At 67.6% G+C, this 15820-nt stretch carries 10 protein-coding genes; 6 read left to right on the top strand and 4 right to left on the bottom strand.

Annotation, left to right across the window (positions count from 1 at the left end):
- Positions 1 to 27 precede the first annotated feature (27 nt).
- The gene (locus tag KBI44_10820; protein MBP9144966.1) at positions 28 to 2940 is read right to left on the bottom strand and encodes a TonB-dependent receptor; all 2913 of its coding nucleotides are present in this window, start codon (positions 2938 to 2940) and stop codon (positions 28 to 30) included.
- A 327-nt stretch (positions 2941 to 3267) separates the two neighbouring features.
- On the opposite strand from KBI44_10820, the gene KBI44_10815 reads away from it, so the two are divergent.
- Positions 3268 to 5583 carry a TonB-dependent receptor gene (locus tag KBI44_10815; protein MBP9144965.1) on the top strand — a complete coding sequence of 772 codons (2316 nt, stop codon included), beginning with the start codon at positions 3268 to 3270 and terminating at the stop codon, positions 5581 to 5583.
- Between the two features lie 66 nt (positions 5584 to 5649).
- Here the strand turns inward: KBI44_10815 and KBI44_10810 are convergent, their stop codons facing one another.
- Positions 5650 to 6552, bottom strand: a complete 903-nt coding sequence (locus tag KBI44_10810) for a diacylglycerol kinase family lipid kinase (GenBank protein ID MBP9144964.1) — start codon at positions 6550 to 6552, stop codon at positions 5650 to 5652.
- Positions 6553 to 6666: 114 nt separating this feature from the next.
- On the opposite strand from KBI44_10810, the gene KBI44_10805 reads away from it, so the two are divergent.
- From KBI44_10805 to KBI44_10795, 3 genes are all read left to right on the top strand, one after another.
- Positions 6667 to 6993 (top strand): (2Fe-2S) ferredoxin domain-containing protein, encoded by a 327-nt coding sequence (locus tag KBI44_10805; protein ID MBP9144963.1) that lies wholly within the window; start codon positions 6667 to 6669, stop codon positions 6991 to 6993.
- The gene (locus KBI44_10800; protein ID MBP9144962.1) at positions 6984 to 7592 is read left to right on the top strand and encodes a carbohydrate-binding family 9-like protein; all 609 of its coding nucleotides are present in this window, start codon (positions 6984 to 6986) and stop codon (positions 7590 to 7592) included. The genes KBI44_10805 and KBI44_10800 overlap by 10 nt, the downstream gene beginning before the upstream one ends.
- Positions 7593 to 7702: 110 nt before the next feature.
- Positions 7703 to 8278 (top strand): DNA-3-methyladenine glycosylase 2 family protein, encoded by a 576-nt coding sequence (locus KBI44_10795; GenBank protein MBP9144961.1) that lies wholly within the window; start codon positions 7703 to 7705, stop codon positions 8276 to 8278.
- 42 nt (positions 8279 to 8320) lie between these two features.
- On the opposite strand, the gene KBI44_10790 is transcribed toward KBI44_10795, so the two are convergent.
- Positions 8321 to 10810, bottom strand: coding sequence for a sulfatase-like hydrolase/transferase (locus KBI44_10790; protein MBP9144960.1), 2490 nt, complete (start codon positions 10808 to 10810; stop codon positions 8321 to 8323).
- 190 nt (positions 10811 to 11000) lie between these two features.
- On the opposite strand from KBI44_10790, the gene KBI44_10785 reads away from it, so the two are divergent.
- Positions 11001 to 13697 (top strand): TonB-dependent receptor, encoded by a 2697-nt coding sequence (locus tag KBI44_10785; protein MBP9144959.1) that lies wholly within the window; start codon positions 11001 to 11003, stop codon positions 13695 to 13697.
- Between the two features lie 153 nt (positions 13698 to 13850).
- A complete protein-coding gene (folE, locus tag KBI44_10780; GenBank protein ID MBP9144958.1) occupies positions 13851 to 14492 on the top strand; it encodes a GTP cyclohydrolase I FolE in 642 nt (213 codons plus the stop codon).
- On the opposite strand, the gene KBI44_10775 is transcribed toward folE, so the two are convergent.
- Complete coding sequence (locus KBI44_10775; GenBank protein ID MBP9144957.1) at positions 14489 to 15802, bottom strand: MATE family efflux transporter; 1314 nt, start codon at positions 15800 to 15802, stop codon at positions 14489 to 14491. The genes folE and KBI44_10775 overlap by 4 nt on opposite strands.
- Positions 15803 to 15820 lie beyond the last annotated feature (18 nt).

Genomic DNA, 15820 nt, shown 5'->3' with positions numbered 1-15820 from the left:
CTCCCTGCGGATTCGTCTTCCGAAAGATCAGAAGTCGAAACGGACGCCGAACTGGATGGTGCGCGGCGTGCCGAAACCGGTCTCCTTGCCGAAGTTCGCGTTCGTCGGCGTGGAACCGGCGGCGTTGCCCCAGGACATGTTGACGCCCGGGATGAAGCGGTTCGCCGCATCCGTGCAGTTGAAGCACTCGGCGAAGATGCCGATGACGCCGGGGCCGACGGTGATGTCCTTGCCGATCCGCAGGTCGAGCGAGTAGCCGTCGGGCTGACGCTCGCCGTTCCTTTCCTGATGCACGCCGAGGATGGTCGGACGGTCGACGTTGTTGGTGTCGAGGTTCACGTCCGAGCCCGCGGTGATGGTCCACGGCGAACCGGTCGCATAGCGGAACGAACCCGCGACATTGATCCCCCACCAGCCGGTGTCCCAGAGACCGCTCAAGAGACCGCGCCAGGCCTGGTCGCGGTTCGAGACGCCGTAGTTCAGGTCGAGATTGTTGACGTCCTCGGCCTGGATGCCGGCGAAGTTGCGCTCGTTCGAGTCGTGATCCTTGTCCTGCGACCAGGTGATCGCCGCGTAGTACTGGAATCCGGCGCTCATCCGGCGCTTGGCGAGCACGGTGATGCCGGTGAACGCCGACTCGGCGTCCGAGAGGCTGGTCGTGACGCGACCGTAGTAGGCGTTCGGGCGGGTCCGGCTGTAGCGCGGCAGTCCGTTCGCCGCCAGCGTGCCGTCGTACTGCAGGTTGGTGTCCGTGAGGCGCTGCAGCTGCTTCGCCTCGGCATAGGTGATGTCCATGCCGACGACGGTCTGCGAGGCCACTTCACGCTCGAAGCCGAGGGTGAGCCGGTCGGTGTACGAATTCTCGAAATCCTCGTCGATAGTGAAGACTCCCGGCGCGCGTGGCGTCGGAACCCGAGTGAAGTCGATACGCTCGGTACCCGAAACCGTGAAGTTCGTCCCCCAGCCGGGCGCCAGCGGATCGGTCGGCGGCAGCACAGCGCCGCCCGGTCCGGTCGGCGCGTTGATCTGGTACTGGGTTCCCTGCAGGCCGTTCGAGGTGAAGAGCTGGGCCATCAGAATCGCCGGCGTCCGCGACCAGAAACGGCCGGCCGAGAATCGCAGGACCGACTTCTGGTCGCCCGGCGACCAGGTGAGGCCGAAGCGCGGCGAGATCTGGTCGGTGATGTCGGCGTCGGGGATCTCGGTCGACAGGTTGTAGGAGCCGTTGGCGTTGCGATCCCGCGGGTTCAGGATCGGGTCGTTCGGATTGTCCTGGCTCTCGAAACGGACGCCCGCCGAGATCGTCAAGTTCGACTTCATGAACCACTGGTCCTGGATGAAGAGCGCCGTCTCCTTCTGACCGAAGTCCGCCCGGCCGGCCTCGTCGGCCGTCAGGCCGCCCAGACCGCCGAACTGGTTGTAGGAGGCCCAGCGGCCGGCCAGGAAATCGGCGCGGCTGTTGAACCGGAAGACGCCGCGCCAGTTGCCCTTGAAGATCTGGTCGATGCTGGTGTCGTTGTACTCACCGCCGAACTTCAGGATGTGGTCGCCGGTCAGCCAGGTCACCGTGTCGGCGATGCCCTTGCGCTCGGTGGTCGAGACGATCGGCAGGAACGACACCTCGCCGTAGGCGCCCAGGCCGGAGACCTGGAAGTCCGGCAGGTCGAGGCCCTTGTCTTCGCGCGGCGTGTCTTCGACGATGTAGTTGATGTTCAGGTCGTTGAGCACGTTGTTGCCCCACTGCGAGCTGTAGCTGGCGACCCAGGCCTCGGTGTCGAGGCCTTCGATGCCGTTGTACGACTCGGTGCGGGTGGTGGCGCTCGAGGTGCCGTTCACGCCGGTGTAGTTGGTGAAGTTGCCGCGCAGCATCAGGCGGTGCTCCTGCGTCGGCTGCCAGTCGAGGCGGCCGAAGAGCACGTCACCATCCTGACCGAAGGTATAGGTGTCCGGGGAGGCGAGCTCGGGATAGCGCGCGAAAACTCCGGCGTCCAGAACGCGCGGATCGATCGGCACCGTCTCGCTCTTGTTCACTTCGTCGTAGGAGAGGAAGTAGAACAGCTTGTCGCTGACGATCCGGCCGCCGATCGAGCCGCCGTACTGGTCCTTCTCCTGGTCGGCCGGCTCGGTGCCGTTGGCGAAGTCGGAGATCAGGCTCTGCGGCTGGTTGTAGTAGAAGGCCGAGCCGTGCAGGTTGTTGGTGCCGCTCTTGGTGATCACGTTGACGAAGCCGCCGCCCGAGCGCCCGAACTCGACCGAGGCGCCGTTGGTGATGACCGAGAACTCCTTGATCGACTCCTGCGAGACGGAGAGCGGAGCGCGGCCTTCGGCGCCGCCCACCGTGCCGCCGAAGAAGGCGTTGTTGAAGTCCACGCCGTCGAGGGTGACGTTGGTGTTGATGCCGCGCTGGCCCGAGATCGCGAGGTTGCCGCGCTCGCTGTCGAACCGCGTCTGCGGCGTCAGGAGGACGAGGTTGCGGAAGTCGCGCGAGGCGAGCGGCATCTTCTCGATCTGCTCGGTGAGAATCGTCGTCGAGTTCGAGGTGTTGGTCACCTCGATGACCGCGATCTCCGAGGTCACGTCGATCGTCTCGACGATCGCCGAGACCTGCATCGTGAAGTCGATCGTCGGCGTCGAGCCGAGGACCAGGCGGACATCCGCCCGGCTGGAGGTGGCGAAGCCGTCGAGCGCGGCGGTGAAGCTGTAGTTGCCGGTCGGCAGGTTCAACAGGCGGTAGAAGCCTTCGCCGTCGGTGGTGGCGGTCACGACCAGGCCGGTCGCGAGATTCGTCGCCGTGACCGCGACGCCCGGGAGGACTGATCCGTCCTCGGCGCTGATCGTGCCGGAGACGCGCGTGGTGGTGACGTCGGTCTGGGCCCAGACCGTCGCGGCGAACGCCGCGGACATCAGGCCTGCTGCGAGAACCCTCTGCAACCTCTTCATAAAGTCAATCTCCTTGAAACAGGGAAGGAAAGCGGTCCATCCAGACAGCTGCGAGCGCGAGAACATCCCTCTGCGAGGCACGGCGCATTTCCAGGCGAAGGCGGAACGACGACGGCTGAACTTCGTATACGGAATCCTACCCGACCGGCGGGAGCCTGTCAGCCGCACAAGGAACTGTGCAGTTCGCCCCTCCCGCGCCCTCCTCCCGGATTCGGGAACCCTTGTCGCGCCTGCCTCCAGTGGGGCTTCGAGGAGCTCGAAAGACACGCTTTTCACGCCGAGTCCGGGTGTTACACTCTCGCAAAATTTCAACAGGAGACTGCAAACATGGCCATCTTGCCGTCGCGGAGAAACCTCGCAGCCTGGATCGCTTTCGCCCTCCTGCCGTTCACAAGCGGCGCCGGCTTCGCCCAGCAGGCGGAAAGCCAGGCGCCGCCTGCGGCGCCCGCCGGGGCCGCCGAGTCCGCCGCCACGGAAGAGGAGACCGCGGTCGTCCTCGACGAGATCACCGTCACGGCGCAGAAGCGGGAAGAGAACGTCCAACTCGTGCCGCTTTCGATCACCACCCTCGACACGGCGAAGTTCAACCTCCTGACCTCCGGCGCCGGTGACGTCAAGGCCCTCTCTGGACGGGTCCCGAGTCTCCTGCTCGAGTCCTCTTTCGGCCGCGCCTTCCCGCGTTTCTATGTGCGCGGCCTCGGCAACACCGACTTCGACTTGAACGCCTCGCAGCCGGTCTCGATGGTGGTCGACGACGTCGTCCTCGAGAACCCGGTGGTCAAGGGCATGCCGCTCTTCGACGTCGCGCGCACCGAAGTCCTGCGCGGCCCCCAGGGGACGCTTTTCGGGCGCAACACCCCCGCCGGCATCGTGAAGTTCGACACCGTCCGGCCGTCCCAGGAGCGCGACGGTTTCGTCAGCGCTTCGTTCGGAACGTTCAACACCGTCGACGCCAAGGCGGCGTTCGGCGGCGCCCTCACCGAGACGCTTTCCGTGCGGGCCTCGGTGCTCTACCAGTCGCAGTCCGACTGGATCGACAACGGTTTCACCGGTGAAAGTGACGCCCTGGGCGGCCACGAGACCGGCGCCTACCGCCTGCAGCTCCTCTGGGAGCCCAACGAGCGCCTGAGCGCGCTGTTCAACATCCACGGCTGGGAGCTCGACGGGACGGCGCGCGTCTTCCGCGCCAACATCATCAAGTCGGGGACCAGCGACCTGACGAGCGACTTCTCGCAGGACAAGGTCTACCAGGACGGCCGCAACTTCCAGGAGATCAGCGCCCAGGGCGGCGCCTTCACGCTCGACTACAAGTTCGACTTCGCGACTCTCACCGCCATCACCGGCTACGAGACGCTCGACATGCTGAGCCGGGGCGACATCGACGGCGGCTTTGGAGCGGTCTATGCGCCGCCCTTCGGCCCCGGGTTCATCCCCTTCACCTCCGAGTCGGCCGACGGCATTCCGGACCTCGACCAGTTCACCCAGGAGATCCGTCTGGCGAGTGACACGGGAGGCGCCTGGGACTGGCTCGTCGGCTTCTTCTATTTCGACGAGAGCCTCCAGGCCGACAGCTTCAGCTACGACACGCTCGGCGGAGGCGTCCAGGACGGGTACGCCTTCCAGGTCCAGGACACCGAATCCTGGGCGCTCTTCACTTCGGTCGATTTCCGGCCGACCGATCGCTGGTCGCTCAAGGGCGGCCTGCGCTACACCACCGACGAGAAGGAGTTCTCGGTCGAGCGCCCGGACCCGACCTTCCAGACCCCGACGGCGGGACCGATCCGGGCGTCGACCGACGCCGACCTCGTCACCTGGGACCTCTCGGCGAACTACGAGGCCACCGAGACCGTGAACTTCTACGGCCGCGCCGGCACCGGTTTCCGCGCCCCGTCGATCCAGGGGCGCATCCTGTTCTGCGCCGACTTCCAGGGCGGCACGAACCCGGCGACGAACTGCGTCTCGATCGCCGACGAGGAGGAGGTGCTGTCGTTCGAGGTCGGCATGAAGAGCGAGCTGCTCGACCGCAAGCTCCGGCTGAACCTCGCTCTCTACGAGTTCACCGTCGACGGCCAGCAGCTCGTCGCCGTCGGCGGGCAGTTCAACACCGCGACGCTCCTCAACGCCGACCAGAGCAAGGGCTACGGCTTCGAGGCCGACATCGACTGGATGCCGGCCGCCCACTGGCTGATCAACCTGGGTGGCAGCTACAACCACACCGAGATCGACGATCCGAGCCTCGGGGTGACCCCTTGCGGCGGCGGCTGCACGGTGCTCGACCCGATCGTCGGCGGCCTGGCGCGCGTCGACGGCAACCCCCTGCCGCATGCGCCGGAGTGGATCGTGAACGGCATCGTCGACTACCGGCGCCCGGCCGGTTCAGGCCTCTTCTCCGCCAGCCTCGACTGGGCCTACCACAGCGAGAAGAGCTTCTTCCTCTACGAGTCGAAGGAGTTCAACGGCGACTCGCTCGAGATCGGCGCCCGCGTCGCCTATGCCTTCTCCGACGCGCGCTACGAGCTGGCGATCTTCGGCCGCAACCTGACCGACGAAGAGATCGTCCAGAACGGCATCGACTTCAACAACCTGACCGGCATGACGAACGACCCGCGGACGGTCGGCGTCGAGTTCGTCTTCAGCTTCTGAGGCGAGCCGCATCGGCCCGGCCCGGCGACCCCGGGCCGGGCTTCCTCGCTTCACCCGTCCCAGACTTCACGCTAGCCTTCCCTCCTGCGAGCGCACGACGGCGAGCCGCTTCGGCTCGAGGCTCACTGCGAGTCCGCCGGCCGCATCGCCGGACAACGAAGCCATCGGCACCGGGGTGATCGCTTCGCCGTCGCCATAGAGCATCGACGGACGATCGAAAGCGAGGCGGGCCCGGCTGGTGCGCAGGATCGAAACCGCCGGGTGCGTGAGGTGCCTGCCGGAGTAGACGCGCGGAAAGACCGAAAGCAGCCGCAGGCGAGAGACGCGGTGCACGATCACCACGTCGAGCAGTCCATCGGTCGCGTCGGCGTGCGGAGCGATGTGCATGCCGCCGCCGAACCAGCGGGTGTTGGCGAGCGAGACGAACATGACCTCGCCCTCGAACCTCCCGCCGTCGTGGTCGAGCGTCGCGCGGAGCGGCGTGAAGCGCGCCAGCACCCGGATCACCGACCAGACATAGACCAGCGGGCCGCGCAACCGGCGGACGCTCTTCGCGTACTCGGCGCACTGGCTGTCGAAGCCCGAACCGGCGACGCCGCAGAAGATCCCCTCGCCAGCCCGGCCGAGGTCGATGCGGGTGACCGGACCCTCGACGGCGCGACCGATCGCCGCGATCGGGTCGAGCGGAAAGCCGAGCTCCCGCGCCAGATCGTTGCCGGTACCGAGGGCGATCGGGGCGAGCGCGCAGGCGCTGCCGGCGAGGCCGCGCGCCGCCTGGTGCCAGGTGCCGTCGCCGCCGCCGACCAGCAGGCGCTCGATCCCGTCACCGGCGGCGCGCCGCGCGCACGCCGTCAGATCCGCCGCACTCTCCGGAACCTCGACCTCGATGCCGTGCCGGCGCGCCGCCGCGGTGATCGCCGCAATCGAGCGCCGGCCGCGGCCGCGCCCGGCGGCAGGATTGAGGAGCATGCGTGCGGTCATTCAGGGGGCCCGGGCAGGATCCTAGCCCGGATCTCTCGCCAGCTTTCTGGCGCAGCGCCACTTCTGACCGCGCCTGCTGCGTCGCTTCGCTAGTATCCACGCATGCCGAAGCCGCAATCCCAGGTGCTGGTGTGCGTGAACGAACGCGGTCCGGACTCCGAGAAACCCTGCTGCGCCGCGCGCGACGGGCTCTCCGTCTATCAGGCATTCAAGGACCTGGTGCGAGCCCGCGGGCTCAGGGACGAGGTGCTGGTGACACGCACCGGCTGCCTCAAGCACTGCAGCCGCGGGGTCACCGTGGTGGTCTGGCCGGGGAATCTCTGGTTCGCCGGCGTGACGCTGGGCGACGTCCCCGAGATCCTCGAGCGCTCGGCGCTCGCCGGCGAGGCGGTCGAACGCCTGGCGATGCCACCCGGCCCATGGGAGTGACGCCCCCGCGGGTCGGCGTCGTCCACCTTGGCGCTGGCCGGACGGAGCTCACCGCGTTCGTGCGTGCCGATGGCCGGGCGCAGGCGTGCTGGCCGACGCAGGTCGAGCTCGCGTGGGAGGAGTCGCACCTCCACGTCCGTTTCCACTGCTGCGACGACGACGCCTGGGGCACCTTCACCGAGCGCGACGACCCGCTCTGGCAGCAGGAGGTCGTGGAGCTCTTTCTCGCTCCGGGCGAGGCGGTGCCGACCCGTTACTTCGAGTTCGAGCTCAGCCCGGCCGGTGTGCTGTTCGATGCTCGGGTCTTCAATCCCCACGGCGATCGCATCGGCATGCAGGTCGACACGCAATGGAACTGCAGCGGCCTCGAGTGGGGCGCCGAACCGACCGGCGAGCGTGCCGACTGGCGTGCCCACCTCGCCATCCCATGGCGCGGCCTCGATCTCGCAGCGCCGCCGTCGACGCTCAGGGCCAACTTCTACCGCATCGAGCGTCCGCACGGCGGAGAGCCGGAGTTCTCGTGCTGGTCGCCGACCTTCACTTCGCCCGCCGATTTCCATCGTCCGAGTCGATTCGGCGTTCTCGACCTGATCCGCTAGACTCCCGCCTCCCCGAAGCAGAGGAGGCCACGCAAATTCGCGACACCAACGTCTCACCGCTGTTCGACGTCGACACCGCCGTGGCGCATCTCTCCCGCAAGGATCGGACGATGGCGCGGCTCATCCGCGAGGTCGGCCCCTGCCGGCTCACGATCGCACCGCGGCAGACCCCCTACCAGGCGTTGCTCGAGTCGGTGGTCTACCAGCAGCTGACCGGCAAGGCGGCCGCGACGATCTATGCCCGAGTCTGCGCGAGCTTCGGCTCGCGCCGCTGCCCCGGTCCGGAGAAGATCGCCGACGCCCCCGAGGAGCTCCTGCGGGCCGCGGGGCTGTCGCGCAGCAAAGTCGCCGCGGTCAAGGATCTGGCGCAGAAGTCGTTGGCCGGAGAGATTCCCACCCGGCGGGCGGCCGAGAAACTCTCGGACAGCGAGCTCGTCGAGCGCCTGACGAGCGTCCGCGGCATCGGCACCTGGACGGTCGAGATGTTCCTGATCTTCACTCTCGGCCGGCCGGACGTGCTGCCGCTCGACGACTACGGCGTACGCAAGGGCTTCGCCCGCACATTCGGGAGGGAGGTCCTGCCCAAGCCCAAGGAACTGCTCGCGCTCGGAGAAAAGTGGCGACCGTATCGAACCGCCGCCAGCTGGTACCTCTGGCGCGCGCTCGAGCTCGAAGCGAAGAGCTGACCGCCCTTCACCTCCGTTGACTGAAAACTCGCAGCGCCGGATCTAGGAATCGGGATCGGCGGGCGCGACCTTCGCCCGCGCGTTGCCCACAATCGCGGCGCGGGCCTCGGCCTCCTTGCCCAGCTGCGCTTCCCTTGCCGCATCGCCGGCGCGCCCCTGACGGCCGTAGGCATCCGCCAGGACGTAGTGCCCCAGCGGCGCAAACGGGCCTTGCGCGTCGATCTCGAGCCCGCGGCGCGCCTCGCGTTCGGCGCCGGCCAGATCCCCGGTCGCGAGCAGCGCCCGCGCCAGAAAAAGGCGGCCCATCGCGTACTCGCCGTTGATGGCGACGGCGCTCTGCAGGGCCGCGAGCGCTCCGGCCCTGTCCCCCATCGCTTCGAGCAGCCGGCCGAGATTGAAGAACGCCTTGAAGCTCCCGGGATGATCGGAGATCTCCTGGCGATAAGCGGCGGCCGCCTCGGCGAGCCGGCCCTCCGCCTCGAAGATCAGGGCGCGGTTGTAGCGCGCGTGCTTGGCTCGGGGGTCGATTCGCTGGGCACGATCGAGCGCCGCGTGGGCCGCCGGCAGATCCTTCCGGCGAAAGGCGACGACCGCCAGACCGACCTCGGCGCGCGCCGTCCGCGGTTCGACCTCGAGGGTCTTCCGCAGGCCTTTCTCGGCGTCTGCATCACGGCCGGCGTCGAGCTCGACCTGGGCCAGCCGATAGAGAATCTGGGCGTTCTTCGGATCGACCTCCAGGTACTTGCGATAGCCGGCGACCGCAGCGTCGATCTCGCCGCGGGCGACGTAGGTGTCGGCGAGGCCGATCATCGCCCAGTCGTGATCGGGGCGGCGCGCGAGCGTCTCGCGGTAGTACTCGGCGGACTTCGCCCAGTTGCGCTCGCGATAGTGCACGTTCGCGAGAGTGAACCAGGCGTCGACGACCTCCGGGTCCTCCGCCAGCACCTCTTCGAGCAGGGAGATGGCCTTCTTCGAGTCCTCGCCACGCGCCAATCCGCGCGCCCGGCCCATCTTGGCGAAGACGTCGAGCCGGTCCTTCGGGTCGGGCAGGTCCCGGAACGACTTGCCGGTGTCGAGCGCCTGGCCGCCGATATAGCCGAGCGCCGCCAGCGCCCGCATGGTCTCCTCGTCCTCTTCGACGGGCGCCGTGCCGGAGGCCGCGGGCTGGACGGTGGCATCGAGCGCCGCGAGCTCCGCCCGGAGCTCGCGGACGACGCGGCGCTCGTCATCGGCCAGGTTGCGCACCTCGCGCGGATCGGCCTCGACGTCGTAGAGCTCGGCGCGCGGCGCCTCGATGAAGTGCCAGCGGTCGCGCCGCAGGGAGCGCAGCTCCGACCAGCCGTAGTGGAGGCGCGGCAGGAAGATCTCGCTGTAGGCGCGCGGCGGCGACCCTGCCGGGTCGGCCTCGCCGGCGAGGAGCGGCACGAGGCTCCTCCCCTGTCCCGGCTCCAGGCCGCCCGCGACTCCGGCGAGCTCGAGCAGCGTCGGCGCGACGTCCGCATGGCCCACCGGGGTCGGCACGACCCGGCCTTTCGCGGCAGCGAACGGGGCATCGAGCAGAAAAGGCACCCACGACGTCGAACGATAGATGAAGTAGCCGTGGTCGAGCTCGCCATGGTCGCCCAGGCCCTCGCCGTGATCGCCGACGACGGCGACGATGGTGCGGTCGCGCAGACCACGCGCCTGCAGGTATTCGAGGAGCCTGCCCACCAGGCTGTCCGTCCAGGCGATCTCGGCGTTGTAGGGCGCCTCGGGGTAGCGGCTCTTCCACGGTTCGGGCGGGGTATAGGGTGTGTGCGGATCGTAGAGGTGCACCCAGGCGAAAAAGCGTTCGCCCTGTCCGGCGGCGCCGTTCTGCCCCGCCTGCAACCCATCGATCCACTGCATGGCGTGGGCGATCGTCTCGTCGCCGGGGCGCTGGATCTCCCCCAGGCTCAGGGTCTTCATCTTCTCGAGGTCGAAATCGTCGAAATACTGCTCGAACCCCTGGGCGATGCCCCACTTGTGGTCGAGCACGTAGGCCGAGACGAAGCCGCCGGTGCGGAAGCCGGCCGCGGAGAAGGCCTCGGCCAATGTCTTGCGGTCGTCCGCGAGCCGGTAGCCGCCGTTGTCGCGCACTCCGTGGGCGGCAGGCAGGAGTCCGGTCATGAGCGTCGCATGCGCCGGAAGGGTGAGCGGGGTCACCGAAGCCGCGTGCAGGAAGTTCGCACCGGTCGCCGCCAACCGGTCGAGCACCGGAGTCTCCGCCGCCGGTGCGCCGAGCGGTCGTCCATAGACGCCGATGCGGTCGGCGCGCGTGGTGTCGAGCGTCACCAGCAGGACGTTGAGCTGGTCAGGCCGGACACCCGACGGGAGGGGGCCAAGCGTCTTCTCGACCGTGAGGCCGCGGGAGGACACAGCCGCGTCCGAGTCGCCGGCGCCGCCAGAGCCACCGCAGCCGAGGGTGGCGAAGGCGCCCGCGAGGCACACGGCCAGGCCGAGCCCGATCCAAATCGGCGGAGTCCGTCCATGGGGCCGTCGCAGCGCGGGCATCCCCTTTATCCTACGAAATCACCAGACTGGGCGCCGCAACCCTTGTCGGCTCTCGCCTTCGGCGCTATTGTGCCCGCCACGAACCGCGTACCGGATACATGGCAGTGATCTTGCGCTCGCCCATCGAGCCAGGGTCGCGATGCCGCGAACCTTCTTCGGACTTCCGAAGGCGAACAAGGAGGCTGGAAAGATGACAAGTCGGTTTCGGAGCACACTGGGAATGGCCCTCTGCGCGGCGCTCCTCGCGTCGGGCGCATGGGCACAGAGCAAGACAACGGCCGCGCTGACCGGAACGGTGACCGACGAATCGGGCGCTGCGGTGCCCGGCGCCAGCGTCGAAGTCTCGAGCCCTTCGCTGATCGGCGGCGCCCGCACTTCGGTCACCGAAGAGAGCGGACGCTTCCGCTTTCCCGAAGTGGCGCCCGGTCTCTACTCCGTGACCGTCAGCCTCGATGGTTTCCAGACCGTCCGCCTCGAGGGCGTGACACTGGTGACCGGAGCGACCCAGGACGTCGCGGTAAAGCTCGGCGTCGCGACCGTCAGCGAGACCCTCGTGGTGACCGCTGACGCCGCGACGGTCGACACCGCGAGCTCCGCCACGAACACCAACCTCGACAGCGACTATCTCCAGAACCTGCCGACCGGCCGCTTCCAGCCCGACGTCCTGAATCTCGCACCCGGAATCAACAACGATGTCGCCTTCGGTTCCGCCGGATCCGGACTCGCCTATCAGCTCGACGGGGTCGATACTTCGGACCCGGAGGGCGGCACGGCCTGGTCGTTCGTCAACTACAACATCGTCGAGGAGGTCCAGCTGGTCGGCCTCGGGGCGCCGGCAGAGTACGGCAGCTTCACCGGCGTGGTCTTCAACAGCGTGACCAAGTCGGGCGGCAACGAGTACAAGGGTTTGGTCGACGCCTACTACTCGAACAAGAGCCTCTCCGACAGCTTCAGCGGCGAGGAGTTCGAAGGCTTGAACCCGACCAACGAGTCGTTCATCGACACCACCGCGCAGATCGGCGGTCCGTTCATCCAGGACAAGCTCTGGTTCTTCGTTTCCGCCCAGTACTTCAAGGAGGAGAGCTCCAACGGCGGCCCGATCCGCACCGAGGAATCGCCGCGCCTCTTCGGCAAGCTCTCCTGGCAGCTGAACGAGCAGAACAGCATCGACGGCTGGCTCGAATGGGACCGCTACGACATCATCGGCCGCGGCGCGGATTCCGTGACGCCGCTCGAGGCGACCGTGACCGAGGACGCCCCCGAGTACGTCGGCAACGTCTCCTGGCGCTCGATCCTCTCGGAGAACACCATCCTCAACGTCTCCTACGGCGGCTACGACGGCTACTACTACCTCGATCCGAACCAGGGCTACGACATCGCCGGACGGTACGACGGCGCGACCGGCCTCTACAACACCAACTCCAACTTCTTCTACCTTGCCGATCGCACGCGCAACCAGATCGTCGCGTCGGTCTCGCACTTCGCCGACGACTTCATCAAGGGCGATCACGACTTCAAGTTCGGCATGGAGCTCGAGCGCTCGACGGTGCGCAGCCGCTATGGCGCGCCGACCGGTGTCTGGTTCTACGACAACTACGGCTACTACGACGACCCGGGCACGGAAGAGTACGACTACGTCCCCTACACCCAGGGCTATTACAACTACAGCTACGACCTGAAGGGCACCGTCGAGCGCCAGTCGCTCTTCGCGCAGGACAGCTGGCGGATCACGCCGACCTTCACGGTGAACGTCGGCGTCCGCGCCGAGTTCAACCACGGTTCGGTTCCCGGCGAAGGCAACATCTTCGACAACACCGCCGTCGCGCCCCGGCTCGGCTTCGCCTGGGACATGACCCGGGACGGCAAGACCGTCCTGAAGGGGCACTACGGCCGCTTCTTCGAGAAGTTCGTCGCCACCGAGTTCTACTACGCGAGGGAGGGCGCCTACACGCCGCTCGAATACCGCAACATCTATCCGAGCGGCTACATCGAGGACCTGGGCCAGGTGACCCCTGGCGTCGTGGTCATCGAGGAGGACCTCGATCAACCCTACATGGACCAGTACACCCTCGGTATCGACCGCGAGCTGGGGGGCGGCATCACGGCCTCCTTCACGTACATCCACCGCGAGAAGAAGGACTTCATCGAGACCGTCAGTCGGGATGGCATCTTCGTGCCCATCAACGGGATCGTCGAGGAGACCGGGAGACCCGCGACGGTCTACGACTATCTGAACCCGGAAGACGACGTTCTCGTCTACCGGAATGTCCCGGACCTCCACCGCAAGTACGAAGGCTACATGTTCGTCCTCAACCGGCGGCTGCGCGACAACTGGCAGATGCTGCTCTCCTACGTCTACTCGGAAGCGACGGGCAACATCGACAACCTGAGCGCCAGCGGTCAGTACGGCGGCGACAATGCCAGCAGCTTCCTCGACACGCCGAACTCGCTGGTCTTCGCCGAAGGCAAGCTCACCAACGATCCGACCCACGCCGTCAAGCTGCAGGGCTCCTACGCCATCCCGAAGCTGAATCTGCTGTTCTCGGGCAACTACACCTTCAACACCGGCGACACCTACAACCTGCGTTCGACCTGCCTGGTCGTCGATGGCGACTGCTACGACTTCAACCAGGGCACCGTGCGCTTCCACGGTGAGCCGCGCGGTTCGCGACGCCTCGAGGACAAGAGCGAGCTCGACCTGCGGGCCGAGTGGTTCATGAACGTCGGCGACGCGGATGGCCGCTTCGGAATCTTCCTCGACATCTTCAACGTCACGAATCAGGCGCGATTCACCCTCGTGCAGGATCGGGCGGGCAGCACCTTCGAGGAGGGGCGCTCGACGAACTCGCCGCGCACCTACCGGTTCGGGGCGAAGTACAGCTTCTGATTCCGCCCTGAAGGCGGAGGCAGTCCGAAAGCTGGGGGCCGGCGAGCGTTCGCCGGCCCTTTTTCCGTTCCGGGCTCGCCGCAGGCGCCGTCTCACCGGAAGTTCATCTGGCCACGCCTTCTGCCGCGTAATGAGAGCGGAGGAAGTCGAATCATGGTCACGCATCCGAAGCTGTCGCTCCTGCCGCACAACCTCTCCCCGGCGCCGCACGGCTTCGATCGCCCCCGGATGGAGAGGGCCGTGCGCGAAATGCTGCTCGCCATCGGCGAGGATCCGGCGCGCGAAGGACTTATGGACACTCCGGCCCGGGTCGCGCGCTCCTGGCAGGAGCTCTTTGCGGGACTGGGAGAGGAGGCCGGCGTCCACCTATCGAGGACCTTCGAACAGGAGTCCGAGGATCTCGTGACGCTGGCCGACATCGAGTTCACGAGCTTCTGCGAGCACCACCTCCTCCCCGTATTCGGCCGGGCGCACATCGCCTACCTGCCTTCTCAGCGCCGTGTCGTCGGTCTCTCGAAGCTCGCCCGCACGGTCGAGGTCTTCGCCCGCCGGCCGCAGCTTCAGGAACGGATGACGGCGCAGATCGCGGACGCGCTGATGGAGCACCTCGCCCCCGTGGGCGCCCTGGTCGTCGTCGAGGCCGAGCACATGTGCATGAAGATGCGCGGCGTTCGCAAGCAGCAGCCAGTGATGAAGACCATGGCGGCCCGGGGGCGCCATCGGGAGGACGCCGGGCTCCGCGAGGAAACCCTGCTCCTCCTGCTGGGCCGCCCCGCCGGGGAGCACCTGGCCTAGAGCAGAGCGGGGGTCCGAGCCGGCCCGCGCCAGGCCACCCAGGCGACCGACAGGCCGGCGACCACGGCGAGGCCGAGAGCCAGTCCCCACCAGATGCCGACCAACCCCAGCCGCTCGGGACGCCCGAGCCAGGCGGCGAGTGGAAGCCCAAGTGCGTAGTAGCCGAACAGATTGAAGAGTGCTGCCGGGCGCGTCCTGCCCATGCCGCGCAGAACGCCGCTCCCGACCACCTGCAGGCCGTCGAAGAGCTCGAAGGCGGCGGCAATCGGCAGGAGCGTCGCCACCAGGGCGACGACCGAAACGTCGAGTGTGAACCAGGTGGGGATGATGTTGCGTCCGCCGACGAACAGCAGCGCGAAGAGCGACATCACCCCCCCTCCCAGAACGAAGGCGACCCACGCCGCGCGTTGTGCGGCCCGCGGTTCGCCGGCACCGATCAGGTTCCCGACCCGGGTCGCGGCGCCTAGACTGATTCCCAGCGGCACCATGTAGGTGATCGAGGCCAGGTTGAGCGCGATCGAGTGCGCCGCGAGCTCGGTCGGGCCCAGCCAGCCGGCCCACATCGAGGAGATCGCGAAGGCCCAGTACTCGAGCGCCAGCATCACCGCGACCGGCAGCCCGAGGCGCGCGATCTCCGACAGCCCCTTCACCCGCAGCCGCGTGAGGTCCAGCACCGTGGCGGCCCCGCGCTGCAGACGGAATCGGCGGATCAAGAACAGCAGCGCCAGCAGCATCATCGCCTCGGTGACGGCCGTCGCGACGCCGGCGCCGACCGCCCCCATCTTCGGCACCCCCCAATGGCCGAAGATCAGCAGCCAGTTGAGAAACGTATTGAATCCGCAGGCGGCGAAGCTCACCCACATCGCCGGCCGCACGATGCCGCGCGCCTGCAGGTACTGTTTGAGCGCCACGAAGAGAAGAAAGAACGGCAGGGCGGGGATCTGCACCACGACGTAACGATGCGCGAGGGCGACCGTCGCCGCATCCTGGCCGAGAAGCAGCAGCAGGCGCTCCGTGCCGAGCCAGAGGGCGCCGAGTGGCAGGCTGATGCCGAGCGCCAGCACCCCGGCGTGGAGCAGGACGTCCCCGAGCCGCTCGCGATCGCGCGCCCCATGCGCCTGGGACGCGATCGCGTCGATCCCGAAGATCAGTCCGATGGCGCAGATCGAGGTCCCCATCACCCAGATGCGGCCGAGCGAGACGGCATTGAGCGAGAGGACGTCGATTCGCCCGACCATCAGCAGATCGATCGTCCAGAGCAGCATCGACGAGAGCTGGGTCAGGGCCACCGGCGTGGCCAGCACGGTCAAGCGGCGAACCTCCCGCCA

Source organism: Thermoanaerobaculia bacterium (assembly GCA_018057705.1).
Classification (GTDB): domain Bacteria; phylum Acidobacteriota; class Thermoanaerobaculia; order Multivoradales; family JAGPDF01; genus JAGPDF01.
The sequence above is the reverse complement of the archived record's forward strand: the minus strand, read 5'-3'. Positions and strand labels throughout refer to the sequence as shown.